This window comes from Lacticaseibacillus sp. 30 (assembly GCF_053819265.1).
In genome coordinates this window covers 39,695-63,348 of the sequence record NZ_JBSOQX010000012.1, presented here as the reverse complement: position 1 = coordinate 63,348, position 23,654 = coordinate 39,695, and the positions used below count along the sequence as shown (strand labels likewise).

Genomic DNA, 23,654 nt, shown 5'->3' with positions numbered 1-23,654 from the left:
GCCTCCTACTTGGTCACAAAGTTTGCTTGAGGCACAATCAAGGTGGTTTTATCTAGCTGGTAGCTATTGTTGTCCGCATTGATCGTCACCGTAAACATGGTTTTCGTTGACTTACCGATGGTGACGAGCATGCCAGTGTGAACCGTGTTGCTGTTAGCATAGACTTGTTGCACACCCACCTGTTTTTGCTTGGCAACACTGCGCAACAGTGTCGCGACTGCCTGTGAATCAGCGGTTGCGGTGCGGCTTGCTTGCAGATCACGAATTTGAATGCGATGGTTAATAGTTCAATCAACGCAACTAAAATTAATAGATCGCGATATTTGTTTGTGTGTTTGTGGCGCAAAAAATAGATGAGATAGGCGACAATCACAACAGCTCCTGCCATGATGATGATGTAACGGAAGGTACTTTGCCAAGTAGTTTGGCGAGTTAAGACGCTGTAAGCATAAAAAGTTGTTCCCATGAGACACCTCCAAAAAAGTAACTACCAAAAGCATACCAGAAACAGAAGATGACAGAAGTTATTCTTGACAGTTTGATTGGCGGTGTTATGATAATGCCAACTTAGACAGACAGATTGCTTTGCGGAGAAGAGTACCTGAAGCGCAGATCACAAGCGAGCCTGAACAGTGAAAGCAGGCGATCAGTTAATCAGGGAAGATGAGCTCCAAACAGCTTTTCAGCGGTTCACGCCACTGAAACGGGCGCACCCGTTACCATGCCGGGTATCAAAATTGGTACCGTTGAGGCATTGGCATCAAAACCAGTGCGAATAAGGGTGGTAACGCGCAAAGTCGCCCCTTGATCAGAAATGGTCAAGGGGCGACTTTTTTGTGAGCGCGAGCCAGCCCAAACCCACTTCCCAAGCCATCGTAAGCATCGCCCCCTCCCAACATTCTTTCCGCAAAAGCCATCACTGCGTCTGTCGACGAAAAATAAGGAGGACCACCATCATGACAGAAAAAGTTCAAATAAAAGCTCCTTTCCGCGCCGATTTAGTCGGCAGCTTGCTTCGGCCTGAACGCTTAAAAGCGGCGCATCAACAACTTGCGATCGGTGAAATTAAACAAGATCAGGAACTCAACATTCAACACGCAGCCATTGAGCGTATCGTCAAACGACAAGTTGAACTTGGCTTCAAAGCTGTGACGGATGGTGAGTTCTCCCGCCGTTATTGGCATCTAGACTTTTTATGGGGCTTGAACGGTTTTGAAAAAGATGATAGTTGGCAGTATGAACACGACTTCAAAGGCGGCATTAACGCAGCAGCTAATGTGCATCTTGCTGGGAAAGTCAGCTTCAATCCTGATCACCCATTTTTTGCCGCCTTTAAGTATTTGCAGAGCATTGTGCCAGAAGGGGTTCTCCCCAAACAGACCATCCCGAGTCCTGCATTGCTCTTTCGTGACCATCGCAGCGATAACTGGGCAAAATATTATGACAGATTTGATGATTATTTGGCTGACGTTGTCCAAGCCTATGTGGATACGATTCAACATTTCTATGATTTAGGTGCCCGCTATCTTCAAATTGACGATACTAACTGGGCCTACTTGATTCAGAATCTAAAAGATACTGAAAATGATCCCAAGGCGCATCAGCGGTTTATTGACCTCGCTAAATTGGCACACCGCGTGATCAAGGCCGTTTTGGTGAAACTGCCAGAAGACTTGACCGTGACGTCGCATATCTGTCGCGGCAATTTCCAGTCGACATTCCTGTTTTCCGGCGGGTATCAATATGTGGCAGATTACATCGGTGATTTGCCGTATGACGGCTTATTCCTAGAGTATGATAATCAGCGTTCGGGGTCTTTTGAACCGTTAACAAAGTTGTGGCACGGCGATACTAATAAGCGCATTGTTCTAGGCCTGATCACTTCGAAGTTTCCTGAATTGGAAGATGAGGATGCCGTTATCAAGCGAATTAACGCTGCGACTGAGTACGTACCGCTGACGAATCTGGCGTTGTCCACTCAATGCGGTTTTGCTTCAACCGAAGAAGGTAACAAGGTTACTGAAGATGACCAGTGGGCGAAACTGGCTCTGGTTCAAAAAATTGCCAAGCGAGTTTGGGCGGATGCTTAGATTGTTTTTTCACTTATGTTTCGGCTTCTGAGCGCTACTGCTCGCGCTCAGATTTTTTTAACAGATACCACTGTTGTGTTATATGATAAATGTGTCATCAAAACTAAAAGGGAGATTTCTATATTATGGCAAAAGTTGAAAGTTTCACCTTGGATCACACAGCTGTTAAAGCACCTTATGTTCGGTTGATTACGACAGAGCATGGTGCAAAGGGTGATGTGATTTCAAACTATGATTTGCGGTTGGTACAACCAAATACAGCAGCCATTGATACGGCTGGCTTGCACACGATTGAACACTTGCTGGCATCATTATTGCGCGATCGGATGGACGGCGTTATTGATTGTTCACCATTCGGCTGCCGCACCGGTTTCCACTTGATTACTTGGGGTGAGCACAGCACAACCGAAGTGGCCAAGGCTTTGAAGTCAAGTTTAGAGGCCATTGCCAATGACATTACTTGGGATGACGTCCCTGGTGTTGACATCAAGAGTTGTGGCAATTACAAGGATCACAGCCTGTTTTCAGCAAAGGAATGGGCGAAGTTAATTTTGAGCCGCGGCATTTCAAATGACCCGTACACGCGTCAGGTTGTCTGAGGCTTGGTTTCAAAAGTATCTCACCAGCTCGAAATTGCCGCATAAAAATGGCACTGCTACAACTCGCTAATGAGTTTGACAGTGCCATTTTCATGTTCGAAGGATTATTGAAATAAGTGGATTAGCCATTGCCCGCCATAAATCAAACTCATACTGTAGGCGAGGATCGTGATAGGTTTGCCTAAAATAATGATCCAAAAAAACTTTTTAAAGGTCATTTTAGTTAACCCGGCAAGCAGACACAAAACGTCGTCAGGAGCAACCGGTAAAATGATAGCAAGCGTGAAAAAGCGATCGAAGCGTTGCTGATTTTTGGTATAGCCGATGTATTTGTTATAGGTTTTTTCAGAGATCAGATAAGTAAGCAGCGGCTTACCAAATCGCCGAGCAAGATGGAAATTGATAAACGAGCCAATTGCAATACCGATGTAGTTGTAAAAAAAGCCTGTCCATGGGCCAAACAAAATCACGCCAGCCGCCGTACTGACACCGCCAGGAATGATCGGGATGACAACCTGAATGACTTGAATGAGCATAAAAAATAAAGCGCCGGCTATTCCGAGGCGAGCAATGTAAGCCTGCAGAGCATTGATGTTTGAAAGAATACCTAAGTCATACCAGTAAATGGCTACTGCTGCTAATAAGATAACAACAACGATGGTGGCAAAATTAATCAGACGACGCACATTTTTTGGATTCATCTATTTTTGGCCTCAGAACAGTTCATCATCAGGAAAACATCTATGCTACAATGAATCAAGCATACCAAACATACGTACTGAATGGAGAGCTTATGTACGAGTATTTTGAAGGCATTATTCAGGCGGTGACCCCGGCTTACATCGTCATCGATGTGCATGGCATCGGGTTCCGTCTGCTAGTAGCCAACCCTTATCATTTTGAAGCTGGCGAGCAAAAACGTGTTTATGTGCAGCTGATCATTCGCGACAACGACCAGACACTTTATGGATTCGAAGGTGCTGCGGATAAGCGTACCTTTAACCAGCTATTGACGGTCACAGGCATTGGCCCTAAGTCAGCGTTGGCCATTTTGGCGAACGTGTCTAGCGGCGGCTTGGCGACTGCGATTGCTCAAGATGATGTGAAGTTTTTGACTAAGTTTCCTGGGATCGGTAAGAAAACAGCTGCCCAGATTATCCTTGATCTCAAAGGTAAAATCACAACAGATGGACAACCAGCGGCAGCAGCGATTGCGCCAGTTGCCAGTGACGTTGATTCGGAACTCGCAGATGCGTTAGCGGCACTCGTGGCATTGGGCTACCCGCAACGCACCGTTGATGGTCTCACTGACACACTGAAGGCATTCAATGCCAAGACAACTGATGCCTATTTACGCGAAGGCTTGCGACTATTAAGCGGCAAGGCTTAGGCTTGATTATACTGAAGCTGACCGTTGACGACAACGGAAGCGGCTTTTGAAGCACGATAAAATTTTTCCCGTGCTTTTAATAGCATGTTAACTAGAGAGGAAGTGGGTTTTTGGCAGACGCAGACAAGGATCGCTTGGTTTCTGGCGACGTTGACGATTCGAATGAAGCACAGATTGAAAAAAGTTTACGTCCCCGGATGCTCGCGCAGTATATTGGTCAGGATCGCGTCAAACATCAGTTGGAAGTCTATATCACGGCTGCCAAACAGCGCGAAGAGTCATTGGATCATGTTCTGCTCTATGGACCGCCTGGTTTGGGGAAAACGACGTTGGCTTTGGTGATTGCCAATGAACTGGGCGTCAATATTCGCACGACATCAGGGCCTGCTATCGAAAAACCGGGTGATTTAGTGGCACTGCTGAATGAATTGCATCCCGGTGATGTCTTGTTCATTGATGAAATTCACCGTCTACCAAAAATTGTCGAAGAAATGCTTTATTCAGCGATGGAAGATTTTTATATTGATATTGTGGTTGGTCAAGGGCCAACCGCCCACCCTGTGCATTTCCCGCTTCCTCCCTTCACCTTAATTGGGGCGACAACGCGCGCTGGCATGCTTTCCGCTCCGTTACGTGATCGATTTGGCATCAGTGAACATATGGCGTATTATTCTGCTGATGACCTCAGTGAGATCGTCAAACGATCAGCAACAATTTTCGATATGGCGATTGATGCTGAAGGTGCTCATGAAATTGCCCGACGGTCGCGGGGAACACCGCGGGTTGCTAATCGGCTACTCAAACGTATCCGTGATTTTGCCGAAGTTGCGGGGCAGAGTCCAGTTGATATACAAATGGTTGACCATGCGCTTGACCAGCTGCAAGTTGATCAGCAAGGCTTAGACCAAATTGATCGCAAACTGTTGATGTTCATGATTCGTGATTACGAAGGCGGCCCCGTTGGACTTTCAACGATTGCCGCTAACATCGGCGAGGAAATGGCAACGATTGAGGAAATGTATGAGCCTTATCTGTTACAGATCGGGTATTTGAAACGAACGCCGCGTGGCCGCATGGTGACGCCAGCCGGATTTGCACATATGGGGCTGTCGGCTGAGCAACATTAGGCAACATGCTAACCGCGCTGGCTCGCGCTCAACTATAACGCGCTCCCCAGCGCAGCAACCTGCATGTAAGGACCTTGGTCGCAATGGTCAAAAAAGCGACCATCACGTCCAAGGCCGCTTACACTCCGGTTGCTAACCGCGCTGGCTCGCGCTCAACTATAACGCGCTCGCAGTCGCAGAAGCCTGCACATAAGGACCTTGAAGCCTAAATGGCCAAAGTTCAGCCATTTAGGCTTCAAGCCCACTTATGCTCCGGCTTCTAAGCGCTCCTGCTCGCGCTCACTGATTAAAATGAATGGAAGCGAATATGGTGCAAGAGAACAAACGTTATCACAAAGTAGAAGACAAACATTATCAGCTATCGGATTTCGATTATGACCTGCCGCATGAATTAATTGCGCAGACACCTTTGAAGGAACGTGATGCCAGTCGGCTGTTGGTATTAAATTCTGAAACTGGTGAGATGCAAGATAAGCATTTTTACGACATTCTTGATTATTTCAAGCCAGGTGATGCGTTGGTCATGAATGATACGCGGGTGATGCCAGCGCGATTGTATGGGGTTAAGCCAGAGACTGGTGCCCATATGGAAGTGTTATTGCTTAACAACACATCTGGTGATGATTGGGAAACCTTGATGAAGCCTGCGCGCAAGGCTCCGGTTGGCACGGTGATTGATTTTGGCGATGGCTTACTAAAGGCCACAGTTACCAAGGAACTCGAACATGGTGGTCGAATGATTCACTTTGACTATGACGGCATCTTTATGGAAATTCTTGATAAGTTAGGCGAGACGCCATTGCCGCCTTACATCAAGGAAAAGCTTGAAGATCCAGAAATGTATCAAACTGTTTATTCTAAAGAGTTAGGCTCTGCAGCGGCACCGACAGCCGGTCTTCACTGGACCAAAGACTTGCTGAAAAAAGTGCAAGAAAAGGGCGTCAAGTTGGTTTACTTGACGTTGCATGTTGGCTTGGGTACTTTCCGGCCAGTAGTTGAGGAAAACATCGAAGCACATAAAATGCACAGTGAATTTTATCGGTTGACTCCAGAAGCAGCAGCGACACTGAATGATGTTCGCGACAATGGCGGTCGAATTATTGCTACCGGTACGACATCCATTCGCACCCTCGAGGCCATCGGTACCAAATTTGATGGTGCCATCAAGGCAGATTCGGGTTGGACTGACATTTTTATCAAGCCAGGGTATCAGTGGAAGGTTGTTGATGCGTTTATCACCAACTTCCATTTGCCAAAGTCAACGTTAGTTATGCTCGTGGCAGCGTTCACCGGGCGCGATACAATTTTAAATGCGTATAAGCATGCGATCGACGAAAAATATCGCTTCTTCAGCTTTGGCGATGCGATGTTCATTTACTAATCACGAAGCTAGTTTCTGCTCACTTTAGTGTGTTTACTAGCCCGGCAACTTGTCTGTAAAGAGCTTAGCCGCTTACTTTCGGGGTGTTAACCGCTGGCTTGCGCGCAACTATCACGCGTTCGCAGTCCCAGCAACTTATTCGCGCTCACTAAAAAATCGGCTTGCTTAAATGCAAGCCGATTTTTTAACGGACGGGATCACATCAACACATACCAACAGACATGTCTCGATTTTTCTTTTAACGCATCGCTGCGTGGAACAACGTATTCATAGGCGATCACAATGGCCGGGTCAAAACCCGGGAAGTGCGAAAACTACGGTAACGGTGATCCCGTCCTTAGCTTCATTCTAACAGGGATGATGGTATGAGAAAAGCGGAAAGCTCGGACTTTCTTGAAGGGTAAGCCAATCATGATATACATGCACTCACTTTTAAATAACAAGTAACTCTGTTAAACTGACGTCACGAGAAAATCAAGCGGCGGTGCTGCGAGGGCATTGCCATGAATGAGGAGAATGTATGGAACCAGCAGTTAAGTATCGTCTGATTCATCAGGATAAGCATAGCGGTGCGCGGTTGGGCGAATTGATCACGCCGCACGGCACATTTCCCACCCCAATGTTTATGCCTGTTGGCACACAGGCGAGCGTGAAAACAATGGCGCCTGAAGAATTGGATACGATGGGGGCCACTGTTATTTTGGCGAACACGTATCATCTGTGGTTACGGCCGGGGCCAGAACTGATTGAAGAAGCGGGCGGTTTGCACAAGTTTATGAACTGGCACAAAGGTATCCTGACTGACTCAGGTGGCTTTCAAGTCTTTTCGCTAGCCGACACTAGACATATTACTGAAGAAGGTGTCACTTTCAAAAATCATTTGAATGGTGCCAAGATGTTCCTGTCCCCAGAAAAGGCGATCGCAATTGAAAACGCGTTGGGACCTGACATCATGATGAGTTTGGATGAATGTCCGCCGTTTTTTGAAAGCTATGATTATGTTAAAAAGAGTGTTGCTCGAACCAGTCGTTGGGCTGAACGTGGCTTGCAGGCTCACAAGAATCCTGATTGGCAGGCGCTTTTTGGTATTGTGCAAGGTGCCGGATTCAAAGACTTGCGCGAGCAAAGTGCTAAGGATCTCGTTAGCATGGATTTTCCTGGCTATTCGATTGGTGGCTTGTCTGTTGGTGAATCAAAAGATGAGATGAACCATGTCCTTGATTTCACTACCCCGCTGCTGCCGGAAAACAAACCGCGCTATTTGATGGGTGTCGGCTCTGCGGATGCGCTGATTGATGGCGCCTTGCGTGGCATTGATATGTTTGACTGCGTCTTACCAACTCGGATTGCCCGAAATGGTACTTGCATGACCAGCCGCGGCCGGCTCGTCATTAAAAATGCGAAATATGCGCATGACTTTGGACCGCTGGATCCTAATTGCGATTGCTACACGTGTCGTAACTATAGCCGCGCCTATATTCGCCATCTGATCCATGTTGGTGAAGCTTTCGGTATTCGGTTGACGACCTACCATAATCTCTACTTCTTACTGCACTTGATGCAGCAAGTGCGTGAAGCGATTGCCAATGATGATTTGCTGGCTTTCCGTGAAGATTTCTTTGAAGCATACGGATACAACAAGGAAAAAGCAAAGAATTTTTAGATTATTTGGAGTAGACCGCCTAATTCTGTTACACTGTTTGTTGACAAAATAAAAATAAGAGGTGCCTAAATTGAATGGTAATATGACAATGATCATTATGCTGCTGATTTTCGTGGGCTTCATGTATTTTGGCATGGTTCGTCCGCAAAAGAAACAACAGCAAAAGCGTCAAGAAATGTTGAATCAGCTTAAAAAAGGCGACCCCATCATCACGATCGGTGGGTTGCACGGTGTCATTGATTCAATCGACCAGCAAGCTGGGACGGTTGTCATTGATTCTGACGGCATCTATTTAACCTTTAACTTGAGTGCTGTTCGCGGCACAGCAACTCGTCCTGCAGCGCCTGCACCAGCCGCTACCGTGACAAAGGCTGAAGAAGCGCATAATACTGATGAACAACGCGAAGCTAAACCAGTTGAAGAGGCTTCACCAAAGGCTGACGATCAAACCGATGCCAAAAGTGATAGCAAGGCAGAAGACGACAAATAGATTCGTCATCTGATAGAGAATTCAATATAGGTGACGTAAGGGAAGGTGTTTAGCCTTCTCTTTTTTTGCGTTTTAAGAGCGGATTGGCGCCCATCACGGGGAGATGTCAAAACACCGCGTTCTTTTTTGATAAATGACTTTAAAAGACCTCTAAGTCAGAAAAAAACTGCAAATTTACCTTAATAGTTCAAAAAAATACAAAGTGAAATAAGCAATTAAAGTCAATGAACACAACAATATCAGTGAGCAAGTCGATTTTTCGTGAAAAAATTCACCAAAATTGTTTACAAAATCACAAAGACCGGTTATGATGTTCTTGTGAAATGGTTAACAAAAAATTCCGCAAAACACTTGGAGGTAAGCTCATGTTAAAGAATACTGCGAAGACTGCTACCGAAGTTGATGTAAAGAGCATGGTTGACGAACTGGTTGCGAATGCGCATGCCGCTTTGAAGATCATGAAAACTTTCGATCAAGAAAAGATCGATCACATCGTTCATCGGATGGCAATCGCTGGTTTGGATCATCATATGGAATTGGCAAAACTCGCTGTTGACGAGACGGGCCGTGGCGTGTGGGAAGATAAAGCGATCAAGAACATGTTCGCCACCGAAGAAATTTGGCACTCAATCAAGAACAACAAGACCGTTGGTGTGATCAACGAAGACAAACAACGCGGCTTGGTATCGATTGCTGAACCAATTGGTGTCATTGCTGGTGTGACGCCAGTGACGAACCCAACTTCAACGACCATGTTCAAATCCGAAATTGCCATTAAAACCCGTAATCCAATCATTTTCGCCTTCCATCCGGGTGCCCAAAAGTCTTCAGCGCGTGCGTTGGAGGTCATCCGTGATGAAGCCGAAAAAGCAGGCTTACCAAAGGGTGCTTTGCAATATATCCCTGTACCAAGTATGGATGCGACTAAAGCTTTGATGGATCACCCTGGTATCGCCACGATTTTGGCAACGGGCGGTCCTGGCATGGTTAAGTCCGCCTATTCATCAGGCAAGCCAGCACTGGGTGTTGGGGCCGGGAATGCGCCAGCTTACATTGAAGCCAGCGCTAACATCAAACAAGCTGTCAATGACTTAGTACTTTCAAAGAGTTTTGATAATGGTATGATTTGTGCTTCCGAACAAGGCGTGATTATTGATTCCAGCATTTACGATGATGTGAAGAAGGAATTTGAAGCCCAAGGTGCTTACTTCGTTAAACAGAAGGACATGAAGAAGTTCGAAAGTACCGTCATTAATCTTGAAAAGCAAAGTGTCAATCCGCGAATCGTTGGTCAAAGTCCTAAGCAGATTGCTGAATGGGCGGGGATCACGATTCCTGATAACACCACGATTCTGATTGCTGAATTGAAAGGTGTTGGCGAAAAGTATCCACTGTCTCGTGAAAAACTAAGTCCAGTACTGGCCATGGTCAAAGCAGATGGTCATGAAGATGCCTTCAAGAAATGTGAAACCATGCTTGATATCGGCGGTTTGGGTCATACGGCAGTCATTCACACGGCTGATGATGAGTTAGCTTTGAAGTATGCCGATGCTATGCAAGCTTGCCGGATTTTGATCAACACACCATCTTCTGTCGGCGGGATTGGCGATCTTTACAACGAAATGATTCCAAGTTTGACACTGGGCTGCGGCTCATACGGTGGTAACTCAATTTCGCATAACGTGGGGACGGTCGACTTGCTTAACATCAAGACAATGGCAAAACGCCGCAATAACATGCAGTGGATGAAATTGCCACCAAAGATTTATTTTGAAAAGAATTCTGTTCGTTACCTCGAACACATGGAAGGCATCAAACGGGCCTTCATCGTTGCTGATCGAAGCATGGAAAAGTTAGGCTTCGTCAAGATCGTTGAAGATGTTCTGGCTCGGCGTGAAAATCCTGTTCAAGTTCAGACTTTTGTCGATGTTGAACCTGATCCATCAACTGACACGGTCTTCAAGGGGACCGATATCATGCGCTCATTTGGACCGGATACCGTCATTGCTATCGGCGGCGGGTCTGTTATGGATGCTGCCAAAGGGATGTGCTTGTTCAACGATGCCGGGGATGCTGATTTCTTCGGCGCTAAGCAGAAATTCTTGGATATCCGGAAGCGGACTTACACCTTCCCGAATCTGAATAAGACAAAGCTTGTCTGCATTCCAACAACTTCTGGGACTGGTTCAGAAGTAACACCTTTTGCGGTTATCACCGATTCCAAGGCTGGCATCAAGTATCCATTAGCTGACTATGCATTGACGCCAGACATCGCGATTGTGGACAGTCAGTTCATCGAATCCGTACCGCCAGTGGTTGTCGCTGATTCCGGTTTGGATGTGCTCTGCCACGCAACCGAAAGTTATGTTTCAACCATGGCCACTCATTACACGAAGGGCCTGAGTCTGGAAGCAATCAAGTTGGTCTTCGAAAATCTGGAAAAGAGTTATCATGGCGACGTCGAAGCAAAGTCAAAGATGCATGATGCTTCAACCATTGCCGGGATGGCCTTTGCCAACGCACTGTTGGGCATTAACCACAGCATCGCGCATAAGATTGGGCAAGCGTTCCATCTGCCTCACGGTCGTTGCATCGCGATCACGATGCCACATGTTATTCGCTTCAATGCGAGTCAACCGAAGAAGCGCGCTATCTGGGCGAAGTATAGCTACTTCCGCGCTAACGAAGACTACGCAGAAATCGCTCGCTACCTCGGCCTTCCTGGCAAGACAACTGATGAATTGGTTGAAAGCTATGTTCAGGCCTTCATCAAGCTGGCTCACAGTGTTGGCGTCAAGCTCAGTTTGAAGGAACAAGGCGTTAAAAAGGCTGATCTCGACAAGCAAGTTGATCGTCTTGCCGAACTGGCTTATGAAGACAACTGCACCGTTACCAACCCGCAGGAACCGTTAATCGGCGACTTGAAGCATATCATCCTTGATGAATATGAAGGCACCGAATCCACTTTCTAAGATGTTTGCTGCTAATCATTTCACAATGATCGGCGCAGAGAATTCAATGGCGACATTATTTGAGCCGATCACGAAAAACACGTCAGTAAATTGGCGTGTTTTTTTGTGTGACTCATGGCATAATGGAGTACAGTGACTGCAAATTAAAAGTAAGGATGTAAAATGACACCGAATAAAGAGGATTATCTTAAATTGATTTTTGAGATTGGCGGCGATACACAGCTGGTCTCTAATAAACAAATCGTTGCCGGTATGCATGTTTCTGCTGCTTCGGTCAGTGAGATGATCAACAAACTGGGCGAAGAAAAACTGGTTGCGCACACGCCTTATCAAGGTATCCAGCTGACATCAGCTGGCCGGAAAAAGGCGGCCATTTTGGTGCGTAATCATCGGCTCTGGGAAGTATTTCTGGTTCAGTGCCTTAAATATCCAGCTGATGCGGTCCATCAAGAAGCAGAAAAACTGGAACATGCCTTAACGCCGGAAATGGCCAAACGGTTGTCAGCTATGTTGGGCGAACCTCGCTATTGTCCGCACGGCGGTGTTATTCCGGATGCCAATGGCCACTATCTCCAACAAAGTCGGGTGACATTAGGCACGTTAGATGTTGGGCAAAGTGGGCATATTGAACGCGTGATTGATGAAGTTTCGTTGATTGATTACACGGTTAAAATTGACCTGCGGCTGGATGATGAATTCACGGTGACTGCGAAAACCTTAGATGCCGTGATCATCAAGTTAGCCCGTACCGGAAAAGAATTGGCGGTCGATGCAGATCGTGCTGATCACATTTTTGTCGAATTGTAATTAAGTCTAGAGAAAGCAGGGTCGTATACATGCCAGAAGAGTCACGTGCTGTGATTATTATTTTTGGAGGTTCAGGAGATCTAGCCTCACGCAAGTTGTATCCCGCACTGTTTAATCTTTACCGTCGTGGTGTCCTCGCTGAGCATTTTGCGGTGATCGGCACAGCGCGACGTCCGTGGACTGATGATCATTATCACGAGGTTGTTGAAAACGCCGTCGCTGGCGATGATGTGGATCGTGACCAAGCAAAAGCCTTTGCCCAGCATTTCTTTTATCAGAGTCATGATGTAACCGATGCAGATCATTACATTACCTTGAAAAATCTTGCTGCAAAATTGGACGATCAGTATGTGACTGGTGGCAATCGCATCTTTTACATGGCCATGGCACCAGATTTCTTCGAAACAATTGCGAGCCATCTGAAATCGGAACATTTGCTGACGGAGCGCGGTTTCAACCGATTAATTATCGAAAAACCGTTTGGTCATGATTATGCCAGTGCTAAAGAACTAAATGATTCGTTAACTGCAACCTTCGATGATGATCAGATTTTCCGAATTGACCATTATCTTGGCAAAGAAATGATTCAGAATCTGTTGGCTTTTCGGTTTGATAATGCCATTTTTGAAGGAGTCTGGAACAAGGATTACATCGACAATATTCAAATCACACTTTCCGAGGCGGTCGGGGTTGAGGAACGCGCTGGTTATTATGAAAAGGCCGGCGCGTTGCGTGATATGGTGCAAAACCATGTGATGCAGGTGCTGTCTTATCTGACAATGCCAAAACCAAAGACTTTTACGGCTAACGACATTTTGACGGCCAAGGATCAAGTGTTTGCCGCTTTGAAGCCTTATGATCTTGCAACTGCTAAAGAAAATTTTGTGCGTGCGCAATATGCAAGCGCCGAAGTAGATGGCGACCAAGTGCTGGGTTATCGGCAAGAAGAAGGTGTGGCAGCAGATTCACAAACAGCCACTTTTGTCGCAGGCAAAATTATGTTAGATATGCCGCAATGGGAAGGTGTGCCGGTTTATATTCGCACTGGTAAACGGTTAACTCGGAAGTCAACCCAGCTGACACTGACATTTAAACCGGTCGCAAGTCCGTTATTCAACCGAGAAACCGGTAGTCAACCAGACAGCTTGACCATTTATATCGAGCCAAGTGAAGGCTATTCGTTGCAATTGAATGGTAAGGCCCTTGGCACAGGCTTTAATATTGAACCCGATGAGTTGCGGTATCGTCATGATCCGGAAGCCGCCGCTGCTGCTCCAGAAGCATATGAACGATTAATCAATAATGTGCTTGAAGGCGATCAGACAAACTTTACTCATTGGTCAGAGTTATCGGCATCTTGGCGGTTCATCGATGCGATTCAAGCAGCTTGGTCACAGGAAACAGAAATGCCGACATATCCGGCTGCCACGATGGGTCCGCAAGCAGCGTTTGATTTGTTAGCTCGTGATGGCCGCCAATGGTTCTGGCAACCACGCAGAATTAAACTGGCGGACTAGGCTTTCACAGATAAACAAAAGGGACTGTGACCCGAAAAGGCGGTCAGGGTCCTTTTTTAGTGAACGCGAGTCAGCCCGGGTTTCTGGGCTGACGAGCGCGTTATAGGTGGTCCGAGTAGAATCGGTCTTGATCGTTAAAAGCTGAACGTGAACTAGCGCGACAGAAAGAATAACAGAACAGTTGATACGAGGAAGGGGAAGCTCATGGCGTTATTTGAATTACCATTACAAAACGATACTTCCCGGAAAATCATTCATCTGGATATGGACGCCTTTTATGCTTCAATTGAGATGCGCGATAATCCGCAATTGCGTAGTAAAGCCTTGGTAATTGCCCGGGATCCGCTTACAACTGGCGGCAAAGGTGTTGTGACAACGGCCAACTATGTCGCCAGACGTTATGGCGTTCATTCGGCAATGCCGGCCAACGAAGCCTTGCAACTTGTGCCTCGCTCAAAACTGGTGTTTAAGACGCCGGATTTTCCAAAATATAAAGCAGTGTCCGCGCAAATTCACGCCTTGTTTCATCAAGTGACCGATCTAATTGAACCAGTGGCGTTCGATGAAGCTTATCTTGATGTCACGGCCAACAAGATGTTCCCGAGTACGATCGCCTTGGCATTGTGGCTGCAAGATCAAATTAGTCAGGCAACGCAGCTCACAAGTTCCATTGGCATTTCCTACAATAAATTTATCGCCAAGCAAGCTTCTGATTACAATAAACCGGTTGGTCGTACACTGGTTTTGCCAGAACAAGCCCTATTATTTTTGGATCGGCTGCCGATCAAGCAGTTTCGCGGGGTTGGTAAGAAAACGTTGCCGAAGTTAACCGACTTAGGTGTCACTGATGGCAAGTCTTTGCGGGCCTTATCGCAAGATGATTTGCTCCGGATGTTTGGCAAAATGGGATTTGTGCTTTATCAACATGCTCGTGGCGTTGACAATCGTCCTGTTGCTGTTCGGACGGCGAAGTCAATTGGTAAAGAACGAACCTATGGCACGCCTCTAACTGACGCCGAGGCGGTTCAGACACAGTTACACAATCTGGCAGGGATGGTCGTGACATCGTTGAATCAAAAAGCTATGCACGGCAAAACCGTGGTGCTTAAGGTGCGCGATGTTGACTTCATCACGCAAACAAAGCGGCTAACCCAAGATCACTACTTCGAAGGCGAACAAGCCATTTTCGATGCAGCGTGGCAACTCTGGGGCAGTGTTGCCATGTCGAACTTGGCAATCCGGTTACTTGGGATTACCGTGACCGGGTTGGATCCGAAGCAGTATGAGAATTTGGACCTGCCGTTGTGAAGACAGACAGCGAAGGGGTGCTTGCTGTAGGGGCTTTGGTAACGTCATGCGCTACTTTGTGCTAATTAATGCGGTTTAGCGCACCTTTTTCCATAACGCGCTCGCCAACCCAGAAACCTGCACGTAAGGACACTGAACGCAATGACCAAAACCCGGTCATCACGTTCAGTGCCGCTTACGCTCCGGTTTCTAACCGGGTTGGCTCGCGCTTCGTCTGTCATAGTACAGCCGTAACCTATGGTATACTAACGATAGATTGCAGTGGGGTGATGGTATGGCGACAAAGCATGAGCAGATTTTGGATTATATTGCAAACTTGGCGGTTGGCAAGAAGATTTCCGTTCGGTCGATCGCGAAGCATTTGAAAGTCAGCGAAGGAACCGCTTATCGAGCTATTAAGGAAGCCGAGAATACCGGCTTTGTCTCGACGATTGCGCGTGTCGGCACGATTCGGATTGAACAAAAACCGTTAAATCCAATTGAATCTGTGACATTCAAAACACTGGTTGATTTGATTGACGCCAAAGTTTTAGGCGGGCAGGCCGGTATGGACAAGAAATTGGACAAATTCGTGATCGGGGCGATGACACCAGCTGCCATGCGGCCTTACATCACGCGTAACTCGTTGATGATTGTCGGAAACCGTGAAGATGCACAACGGCTGGCACTAGAAGATGGTGCTGCGGTGTTGATCACCGGGGGATTCGAAACTAGCGCGGCGATTATCGCTTTGGCGGATGATCAGCAGTTGCCTGTGTTGCAAACTGCTTATGATACCTTTACAGTTGCAACCATGATCAATCGAGCTTTGTCAGATCAGGCGATCAAACAGGATATTTTGACAGTAGCTGCCATTTATACGCCGTTGGCCCAAATTCAAACCATTGGTGTTGAGGCGACGGTCGGTGATTATTTGCTGTTGCCCGATCCGCGATATCCATTGCCGGTCGTGACGCGCAATGGGCGATTGGTTGGCGTCATGCGGCCATCGCTGGTTGGCGGTAAGAAGCCGACGGTGCCGATTGAACGGTTGATGCAGAAGGATCCGCAAACTGTCAAACCTTACCTTAGCGTGACTGCTGTGGGTCATACCATGCAGGATAACGGTTTAACGGCCATGCCGGTGGTGGATGATAGCTGGAATCTGTTGGGAATTGTGACCCGCAACGCGGTTTTTTCAAGTCTCACAGGCATTGCCCACAGTCGCGAACTATCCAATACCATTGCCGATCAGGTCAGCGCTCAACTGACCGCCATCACACCGCAACCGCCTTACGTTGGCGGGTACGAGTTGAAAACCGTGCCGGCCATGACCAATTCGCTTGGCACTATGAGTTTTGGGGTGCTGGCTGAAGCCATTAACGGTTGCACTACCCGTTATTTGCATGACACGGGGCGGCGAAACGTGTTGGTCGAAGGACTGAATTTAACAACATTTCGACCCATCCAGTTAGAAAGTGTGGTCACCGTCTTGTTACGTGAACTTGAGATGACTAGGCATGATGCGACGCTGGATGTTGATGTCTTAAGCGACGGGGTTCAGGTTGCTAAAGCGATTGTGACCTGCCAGCTATTAGAAAGGAATTGATTTTTGATGATTCAAACCGATATTATTAACGCCATCAAGGCAAACGATCCAATCATTATCCATCGTCATGTGAACCCAGATCCAGATGCGTTGGGTTCCCAAGTTGGCTTAGCAGAAACCATTCGCGCTAGTTTTCCGGATAAGAAAGTGTATCAGGTTGGTAGTGACACTGGCAATTTGAGCTGGTTGGCACAGGAACAAACCATTACGGATGACGTTTACAAGGATGCTCTCGTGATTGTGACCGATACTGCCGATACGCCGCGAGTTTCTGATGAGCGCTTCAACAAGGGGAAAATGCTGATCAAAATCGATCATCATCCGAACGATGATGCGTATGGCGATCTCGTTTGGGTCGATAACAACGCTAGCTCTGCCTCTGAACTGATTTACGATTTAATCGCCGCCAGCAACGGTGTTTTGAAACTCAGTGATAAGGCTGCTCGCCTAATGTACGCTGGGATTGTTGGCGACACCGGCCGATTTTTATTTAACAATACGACCCCGCATACGTTGCAGGTGGCGGCTGAGTTGATTAAAAAGGATTTTGATCCAACAGCCATTAATAATCGGATGAACACGGTGACGTTGGCACAAGCACGGTTGCAAGGCTATGTTGTCGATCATCTGAAAATTACCCCAGCAGGTGCCGCCAGTGTGACGGTACCACGGACCGCGATCAACGAGCTGAAACTGGCTGATGATCAGGTAAGCGCTGTTGTCGGCACACCCGGCCGACTGGATACCGTCATTGCTTGGGCAGAATTTATTGAACAGGCAGAAGGCGGTTACCGCGTTCATCTGCGTTCAAAAGGTCCCATCATCAACACACTTGCCAAAGCACACAATGGCGGTGGTCATCCATTAGCAAGCGGCGCTAAGGCAGCTAATTTTGACGAACTGATTCAAATCGAGACGCAACTCGATCAACTGGTCAAAGAATATTCGACCTCAGGAAAGTAGGCATTATGGAGAATCAATTCAAACAATTTCAACTAAAACCTTTTGTTATCGATGGTCTCAATGCAATGGCCATCACCGCCCCGACACCCATTCAACAAAAAGTTATTCCGGCGCTTTTGCGTGGTGAAAACATTGTTGGACAAAGCCAGACCGGTAGCGGGAAAACTCACGCCTTTTTGGTACCCTTACTCAGTATGGTAGATCCTACCGAAGATGCGACTCAGGTCGTGATCACTGCCCCTTCACGTGAGTTAGCCAATCAAATTTATGCGGTTGCCCAGCAACTCATACAAACTGAGCCCGCGATTCGGATTAACCGTTTAGTCGGGGGAATGGACAAGCAAAAGCAGATCGACAAGTTGCAAAATCATCAACCACATGTGGCTATCGGAACGCCAGGTCGAATCTTGGACATGATCAAAGGCTATGATTTAGTGCCATCGTCTGTCCGTCATTTTGTAGTCGACGAAGCTGACATGACGCTGGATATGGGCTTCCTCGAAACGGTTGATGCGATTGCCTCGAGTTTTCCAGATCATCTGCAAATGGCTGTTTTTTCGGCGACTATTCCGCAAAAACTGGAACCATTCTTGCGCAAGTACATGGACAATCCAACGACGATTGAATTGAAACCGCAGTCGGTGATTGCTGACACGGTTGAAAACATTTTGATTGCGGCAAAAGGGCGCGATAAAAATGAGTTAATCTATCAGCTTGTCACGATGGGGCATCCCTTTTTAGTGCTGATTTTTGCTAACACCAAAACCAGCGTGGATGCTATCCATGACTTCTTGAAGCATCAAGGTTTGAAGGTGGCTAAGATTCATGGTGGCATTCAGCCGCGAGAACGTCGGCGCGTGATGAAGGATGTTGCCGACCTCAAATATCAGTATGTGGTCGCCACTGATCTTGCTGCTCGGGGTATCGATATCAAGGGGGTCTCAATGGTCATCAATGCCGAGATTCCGCGCGACAACGAGTTCTTTATTCACCGAGTGGGCCGAACCGGTCGGAATGGCATGGCTGGTACAGCGGTGACACTGTACGAACCGGGACAGGAAGATCAAATTGCCGAATTAGAGCATATGGGCATTAAGTTTGCGCCGAAAATGATCAAAAACGGTGAGCTTGTCGACACTTATGACCGCAATCGTCGAGTTCATCGCAAACCGAAGCAAGAAGACACCAGTCTTGCCATTCGCGGTTTGGTGAAAAAGGCAAAGCAAAAGCACATGCCGAATTATCGTAAAAAGATTCGAACTGCGGTGTTATTAGAACGCAAACGAAATACCAAAATTGCTCGGCGCCAAGCGCTGTTAGCAGAAAAACGCAAGAACCGCAAACGAGGGTGAGCATATGGCAGTCAACGACCTGACCCTGCCGACCTGGAACACGCTGGATGAAGCGCGGCAGAAGTTTATTTTTCAGCAACTCACACGATACTTTCTAAGTCCGTTATTGTCCGTTGACGATATTCGGCCGTTGACGGTGACTTTTTTTGGCCAAACTTTGCATACGTTCGAGGCAATGATTGGCGGGGAATGGTTACGGTTGGTCCCGGGGATGCCTAATGTTAGTTTAGGTTTTGCGGCTGATCAACAAGGGCAGTTAGCTGATTATTTGGGGCAAAGCGGACTAACCATGCAAGACCTGAGCCATCAGCTTTCGCCTGAACGACAAGTTGATATACCAGCGATGCTCGTGGCAACGAGAGCAATGCCAGCGAGCGAAGAGATTTTAGGCCGAGTCAGTTTAACGACACGTATTTTTAAGGGCAATCATATGGCCTACGCGGCTGTTCGTGCTCAAGTGCTGGCCTTGCTGGACCGCCATGGCAGTCTTGATCCGTTTTCTCAATCCGGCTGGCCAGCAACTTTGACTAGCGGATCGGTGATTCTGCGACTTGCCAGTGCGCACCATTATCAGGTCAGCATCAGCAAAAACTGGCAAAAATCTGAGCTGCAAAAAGCACTTAGTTACTTCGGCTTCCGCCTGCCAACCCAAGATCAATATGAATACTTGCAAGGCGGGGGTGTCACCAGCCTATTTTCATTCGGCAATACCCTGCCAGCCGACATGCCACGCTACCTTCCCAATCGCTTCGGCCTAACTGTTCCGGTCACGCGATCCGGCAGTGAGCTAATCCAAGAAGCGATGCAAAAAAGCACACCACTTTCCGCGCAACCAACCGCAAAAGAAGCTTTGGCACTGTCGCCGTTTTATCAGGTGGCAGGCGAAGGGAACATGGGCACGGCTTTATATCGGCGCGTGGCGACAATTACGATGGATTGAGAATCTGTACTCGTTGGCGTTTGAATGCGTGCTAAACACTCAGGATGAGACAATAATCAACAACAAGTTGACCCTTTTTTTCAGAAAAGCTATAATGAGTTTTCGTTAGGACATGCGTTGAACCCTGCACGAGACAGAAACGACCGCACAGCTGAGAACGGTCGCGTCAGGCTAAGATGTGCTCCCTGATATTAGTTAAACGACAATTAATGAAGTGGTAATGACTCGCATCATTGCAACCAAGGTGGTACCGCGTGCAAGCGCCCTTGGCAGCAATGGTGCTTTTTATTTTGTGAGCGCGAGCCAGCCCGGTTAGAAACCGGCGTGTAAGCGGCCTTGGACGTGATGGCCGGGTTTTGGTCATTGCGACCAAGGTCCTTACATGCAGGTTTCTGGGCTGGCGAGCGCGTTATAGTTGAGCGCGAGCAGGAGCGTTTAGAAGCCGGAGCATAAGCGGGCTTGACCCCAAATGGCATGGGCCTGGCCATTTGGGGTCAAGGTCCTTACATGCAGGTTTCTGGGCTGGCGAGCGCGTTATAGTTGAGCGCGTTATAACGGACACCAAACAAGGAGGAACTTTTTGATGAAAAAAATGTCCAGTGGTGAAATTCGCCAAATGTTTCTGGATTTCTTTAAGAGCAAGGGCCATGCAGTCGAACCGAGTGCATCACTTATTCCCGTTGATGATCCAACTCTGCTTTGGATTAATTCCGGCGTGGCAACCCTGAAAAAATATTTTGACGGATCAGTAGTGCCTGACAATCCCCGGATCACCAATGCCCAAAAATCAATTCGGACGAACGATATTGAAAATGTCGGCAAAACTGCTCGTCATTTGACGTTCTTTGAAATGCTTGGCAACTTTTCTGTTGGCGACTACTTCAAAAAAGAAGTCATTCCTTGGGCGTGGGAACTGCTCACGAGTCCAAAATGGTTTGGATTTGATCCTAAACGGTTATACGTCACCGTCTATCCAAAAGATAAGGTCACGAAAGAACTTTGGCAGAAAACTGGGGTGCCTGACGATCATATTGTGGAGGCGGAAGACAATTTCTGGGATATCGGTGAAGGTCCCTCTGGTCCCGATTCCGAAATTTTCTATGATCGTGGCCAACAATTCAATAATGTGGCTGAGGATGATCCAGAAAATTATCCTGGTGGCGAAAATTCGCGTTATGTCGAAATCTGGAACATCGTCTTTTCTGAGTTGAATCATTTGCCAGATGGCCGATTTGTGGAACAACCGCATAAGAACATTGATACTGGCATGGGTTTGGAGCGACTGGTGGCGGTTATTCAAGGCACACCCACGATTTTTGAAACCGATTTGTTCATGCCAATCATCAAAGCAACCGAGAAAATGAGTGCTGGCAAGCGCTATGGTGTCAGTGCACAGGATGATGTCTCTTTTAAAATCATTGCCGACCATGCGCGAACAGTGACCTTTGCGATCGGCGATGGCGCCTTACCAAGCAATGAAGGCCGCGGCTATGTTTTACGTCGATTAATTCGTCGGGCGGTTCTGAATGGTAAAAAGCTGGGCATTGATCATGATTTTCTATATCAATTAGTGCCGGTTGTTGGTGAGATCATGAAGAGTTATTACCCACAGATTCTGGCCAACCAGCAGTTTATTCAAAAGGTCATTGAATCTGAAGAAGCACGCTTCCGCCAGACTTTGGACGCCGGCGTGACCTTGCTCAATCAGATCATTGCTGACTTGAAACAAGACGGTAAGAAAGAAATTCCTGGAGCAGATGCGTTTAAACTCTTTGACACCTATGGCTTCCCAGTTGAAATGACCAACGAATATGCGCAAGATGAAGGTTTGCAAGTCGACATGGCTGGCTTCAAGAAAAACATGGCTGCGCAGCGTGATCGGGCTCGCAAAGCGCGTGGTGATCGACAGTCCATGGGCAGTCAAGATAAAGTGCTGATGAGCATCACTACGCCAAGCAAATTTACTGGCTGGACCGAATTGGATCATAAGCACGCCTCCTTGCAGACCATTGTGGTGAATGATCAACTGCAAGATAGTGTCAGTGAAGGCACCGCCCAACTGATTTTTGACGAGACCCCATTCTATGCTGAAATGGGTGGCCAAGTGGCGGACCACGGCGAAATCAAGGCCCAAGACGGCACGGTGTTAGCTGACGTGAGCGATGTGCAGCATGCGCCAAATGGCCAAAATCTGCACACCGTTACGGTGAAGGGCAAACTGGAAACAGGCCAGCAATACTGGCTAAGTGTTGATCCGCTACGCCGTAAGAAAGTATCACTCAATCACACGGCAACTCACTTGCTGGATCAAGCTTTGCGTGATGTTCTGGGTGAGCACACACATCAGGCTGGCTCTTTGGTTGAACCGGATTACTTGCGCTTCGACTTTACAAATTTTGGTCAAGTAACGCCTAAGCAACTACGCCAAGTTGAAACGATTGTGAACCAGAAAATTTGGGACGCTTTACCGATTACTTGGAAAGAAATGCCAATTGAAGAGGCCAAAAAACTTGGTGCGATTGCGATGTTTGGCGACAAATATGGTTCTGTCGTGCGGATTGTCAAGATTGGCGATTACAACACCGAATTCGATGGCGGGACTCATCCAACCAACTCCAATGCACTCGGCTTATTCAAGATTACAAGTGAGTCTGGGATTGGCGCCGGGATTCGTCGGGTCGAAGCGGTCACGTCAAAAGAAGCTTACGAATATTTGACCCAGCAACAGGATTGGTTGAGCGAAACTGCTGAGAATCTAAAGATTGACCAAGTCAAAAATGTTCCAAGCAAAGTGACCCAATTACAGGCGGATTTAAAAGCCGAACAAAAGACAGTGGCTGGCTTACAGGCCAAGTTGGCAGCCCAAGCGGCGGCAGGTATTTTTGATCATCCGGAGGAAGTCGGCGGTTTGAAACTGATTGCCAAACAGGTTCAGGTGGCAGGAATGAATGAACTCCGACAGTTGGCGGATAAATGGAAAGCCAAGCAGGCATCTGACATTTTGGTACTGGGTACCGAAGTTAGCGGCAAGGCCAACTTGTTGGTTGCTGTCAATGACACGGCTAACCAAGCAGGCTTTAAAGCGGGCGATTTGATCAAGGCCATTGCACCAAAAGTTGGCGGCGGTGGCGGTGGTCGTCCAGACATGGCGCAGGCTGGCGGCAAGAACCCAGCTGGCATTCCTGCGGCGTTGTCTGAAGCAAAGACAGTGATTAGCCAAAAGGCTTAGCTGATTAGGCCAGATGGTCACCATCGATAATGAAGCGGCAAGTTTTTGGAAATTTCGAAAACTTGCCGCTTTTACTTGACCTTTTTTCTGAGATTGGTGAAGTCAATCACGCAAAGTTGAGCGGTCATGTTAAACTTAAGAAAACGATTTCATCGAGGCGGGGAGTATGAATAGGTTGCGGTTGTCGTTGACTGGCTTTTTTGGACCAAACGAACACTATCTGGTTGCCGAACAACAT

At 47.4% G+C, this 23,654-nt stretch carries 18 protein-coding genes and 1 pseudogene; 16 read left to right on the top strand and 3 right to left on the bottom strand.

The features are described from left to right. Positions 1-5 precede the first annotated feature (5 nt). Together ACWPAB_RS09190 and ACWPAB_RS09185 are read right to left on the bottom strand one after the other, a co-directional pair. Positions 6-466: pseudogene (locus ACWPAB_RS09190) on the bottom strand (DUF3290 family protein). A 224-nt stretch (positions 467-690) separates the two neighbouring features. Then, positions 691-822, bottom strand: a complete 132-nt coding sequence (locus tag ACWPAB_RS09185) for a hypothetical protein (protein WP_013245533.1) — start codon at positions 820-822, stop codon at positions 691-693. Positions 823-956: 134 nt separating this feature from the next. Here ACWPAB_RS09185 and ACWPAB_RS09180 point away from each other — a divergent pair, with 134 nt between their 5' ends. Then, positions 957-2,090 (top strand): vitamin B12 independent methionine synthase, encoded by a 1,134-nt coding sequence (locus tag ACWPAB_RS09180; protein WP_003569302.1) that lies wholly within the window; start codon positions 957-959, stop codon positions 2,088-2,090. A gap of 125 nt (positions 2,091-2,215) precedes the next feature. Continuing rightward, the gene (locus tag ACWPAB_RS09175) at positions 2,216-2,689 is read left to right on the top strand and encodes an S-ribosylhomocysteine lyase (protein WP_003563944.1); all 474 of its coding nucleotides are present in this window, start codon (positions 2,216-2,218) and stop codon (positions 2,687-2,689) included. A 104-nt stretch (positions 2,690-2,793) separates the two neighbouring features. On the opposite strand, the gene ACWPAB_RS09170 is transcribed toward ACWPAB_RS09175, so the two are convergent. After that, entirely contained in the window at positions 2,794-3,390 is a 597-nt protein-coding gene (locus ACWPAB_RS09170) for a TVP38/TMEM64 family protein (protein ID WP_003563965.1), read from the bottom strand. Positions 3,391-3,482: 92 nt separating this feature from the next. Between ACWPAB_RS09170 and ruvA the strand changes: the two genes are divergently transcribed. The 14 genes from ruvA to alaS all read left to right on the top strand — a co-directional run bounded on the left by ruvA (position 3,483) and on the right by alaS (position 23,416). Further along, positions 3,483-4,079: a Holliday junction branch migration protein RuvA gene (gene ruvA / locus ACWPAB_RS09165; RefSeq protein WP_003569305.1), complete on the top strand. Its 597-nt coding sequence runs from the start codon at positions 3,483-3,485 to the stop codon at positions 4,077-4,079. Positions 4,080-4,189: 110 nt separating this feature from the next. Continuing rightward, a complete protein-coding gene (gene ruvB / locus ACWPAB_RS09160; protein WP_003563969.1) occupies positions 4,190-5,206 on the top strand; it encodes a Holliday junction branch migration DNA helicase RuvB in 1,017 nt (338 codons plus the stop codon). Positions 5,207-5,513: 307 nt separating this feature from the next. Beyond that, positions 5,514-6,587: a tRNA preQ1(34) S-adenosylmethionine ribosyltransferase-isomerase QueA gene (gene queA / locus ACWPAB_RS09155; RefSeq protein WP_003563971.1), complete on the top strand. Its 1,074-nt coding sequence runs from the start codon at positions 5,514-5,516 to the stop codon at positions 6,585-6,587. Positions 6,588-7,107: 520 nt separating this feature from the next. Then, entirely contained in the window at positions 7,108-8,250 is a 1,143-nt protein-coding gene (gene tgt / locus ACWPAB_RS09150) for a tRNA guanosine(34) transglycosylase Tgt (RefSeq protein ID WP_003569308.1), read from the top strand. A 70-nt stretch (positions 8,251-8,320) separates the two neighbouring features. Further along, positions 8,321-8,740 (top strand): preprotein translocase subunit YajC, encoded by a 420-nt coding sequence (gene yajC, locus ACWPAB_RS09145; RefSeq protein ID WP_003569309.1) that lies wholly within the window; start codon positions 8,321-8,323, stop codon positions 8,738-8,740. Positions 8,741-9,105: 365 nt separating this feature from the next. Then, positions 9,106-11,712 carry a bifunctional acetaldehyde-CoA/alcohol dehydrogenase gene (adhE, locus tag ACWPAB_RS09140; protein ID WP_003569311.1) on the top strand — a complete coding sequence of 869 codons (2,607 nt, stop codon included), beginning with the start codon at positions 9,106-9,108 and terminating at the stop codon, positions 11,710-11,712. A gap of 162 nt (positions 11,713-11,874) precedes the next feature. After that, positions 11,875-12,519: a metal-dependent transcriptional regulator gene (locus tag ACWPAB_RS09135; protein WP_003563980.1), complete on the top strand. Its 645-nt coding sequence runs from the start codon at positions 11,875-11,877 to the stop codon at positions 12,517-12,519. A gap of 29 nt (positions 12,520-12,548) precedes the next feature. After that, positions 12,549-14,036 carry a glucose-6-phosphate dehydrogenase gene (gene zwf / locus ACWPAB_RS09130; RefSeq protein ID WP_003569313.1) on the top strand — a complete coding sequence of 496 codons (1,488 nt, stop codon included), beginning with the start codon at positions 12,549-12,551 and terminating at the stop codon, positions 14,034-14,036. Positions 14,037-14,240: 204 nt separating this feature from the next. Beyond that, positions 14,241-15,344, top strand: a complete 1,104-nt coding sequence (gene dinB / locus ACWPAB_RS09125) for a DNA polymerase IV (RefSeq protein ID WP_016381763.1) — start codon at positions 14,241-14,243, stop codon at positions 15,342-15,344. A gap of 274 nt (positions 15,345-15,618) precedes the next feature. Further along, positions 15,619-16,932 (top strand): DRTGG domain-containing protein, encoded by a 1,314-nt coding sequence (locus ACWPAB_RS09120; RefSeq protein ID WP_003563989.1) that lies wholly within the window; start codon positions 15,619-15,621, stop codon positions 16,930-16,932. A gap of 6 nt (positions 16,933-16,938) precedes the next feature. Next, complete coding sequence (locus ACWPAB_RS09115) at positions 16,939-17,895, top strand: DHH family phosphoesterase (protein ID WP_003563990.1); 957 nt, start codon at positions 16,939-16,941, stop codon at positions 17,893-17,895. Between the two features lie 5 nt (positions 17,896-17,900). Next, the gene (locus tag ACWPAB_RS09110; protein WP_003569318.1) at positions 17,901-19,247 is read left to right on the top strand and encodes a DEAD/DEAH box helicase; all 1,347 of its coding nucleotides are present in this window, start codon (positions 17,901-17,903) and stop codon (positions 19,245-19,247) included. A 4-nt stretch (positions 19,248-19,251) separates the two neighbouring features. After that, on the top strand, positions 19,252-20,187 hold the full coding sequence (locus tag ACWPAB_RS09105; RefSeq protein WP_003569320.1) for a hypothetical protein: 936 nt from the start codon (positions 19,252-19,254) through the stop codon (positions 20,185-20,187). 583 nt (positions 20,188-20,770) lie between these two features. Then, the gene (gene alaS / locus ACWPAB_RS09100; RefSeq protein WP_003587396.1) at positions 20,771-23,416 is read left to right on the top strand and encodes an alanine--tRNA ligase; all 2,646 of its coding nucleotides are present in this window, start codon (positions 20,771-20,773) and stop codon (positions 23,414-23,416) included. Positions 23,417-23,654 lie beyond the last annotated feature (238 nt).

What these genes read in the sequence shown, in the direction of transcription:
- adhE (WP_003569311.1), top strand. Translation starts at nt 9,106, where the DNA reads ATGTTAAAGAATACTGCGAAGACTGCTACCGAAGTTGATGTAAAGAGC.
- tgt (WP_003569308.1), top strand. Translation starts at nt 7,108, where the DNA reads ATGGAACCAGCAGTTAAGTATCGTCTGATTCATCAGGATAAGCATAGC.
- ACWPAB_RS09135 (WP_003563980.1), top strand. Translation starts at nt 11,875, where the DNA reads ATGACACCGAATAAAGAGGATTATCTTAAATTGATTTTTGAGATTGGC.
- queA (WP_003563971.1), top strand. Translation starts at nt 5,514, where the DNA reads ATGGTGCAAGAGAACAAACGTTATCACAAAGTAGAAGACAAACATTAT.
- zwf (WP_003569313.1), top strand. Translation starts at nt 12,549, where the DNA reads ATGCCAGAAGAGTCACGTGCTGTGATTATTATTTTTGGAGGTTCAGGA.
- ruvA (WP_003569305.1), top strand. Translation starts at nt 3,483, where the DNA reads ATGTACGAGTATTTTGAAGGCATTATTCAGGCGGTGACCCCGGCTTAC.
- ACWPAB_RS09180 (WP_003569302.1), top strand. Translation starts at nt 957, where the DNA reads ATGACAGAAAAAGTTCAAATAAAAGCTCCTTTCCGCGCCGATTTAGTC.
- ACWPAB_RS09175 (WP_003563944.1), top strand. Translation starts at nt 2,216, where the DNA reads ATGGCAAAAGTTGAAAGTTTCACCTTGGATCACACAGCTGTTAAAGCA.
- ACWPAB_RS09105 (WP_003569320.1), top strand. Translation starts at nt 19,252, where the DNA reads ATGGCAGTCAACGACCTGACCCTGCCGACCTGGAACACGCTGGATGAA.
- dinB (WP_016381763.1), top strand. Translation starts at nt 14,241, where the DNA reads ATGGCGTTATTTGAATTACCATTACAAAACGATACTTCCCGGAAAATC.
- ACWPAB_RS09170 (WP_003563965.1), bottom strand. Translation starts at nt 3,390, where the DNA reads ATGAATCCAAAAAATGTGCGTCGTCTGATTAATTTTGCCACCATCGTT.
- alaS (WP_003587396.1), top strand. Translation starts at nt 20,771, where the DNA reads ATGAAAAAAATGTCCAGTGGTGAAATTCGCCAAATGTTTCTGGATTTC.
- ACWPAB_RS09120 (WP_003563989.1), top strand. Translation starts at nt 15,619, where the DNA reads ATGGCGACAAAGCATGAGCAGATTTTGGATTATATTGCAAACTTGGCG.
- ACWPAB_RS09115 (WP_003563990.1), top strand. Translation starts at nt 16,939, where the DNA reads ATGATTCAAACCGATATTATTAACGCCATCAAGGCAAACGATCCAATC.
- ACWPAB_RS09110 (WP_003569318.1), top strand. Translation starts at nt 17,901, where the DNA reads ATGGAGAATCAATTCAAACAATTTCAACTAAAACCTTTTGTTATCGAT.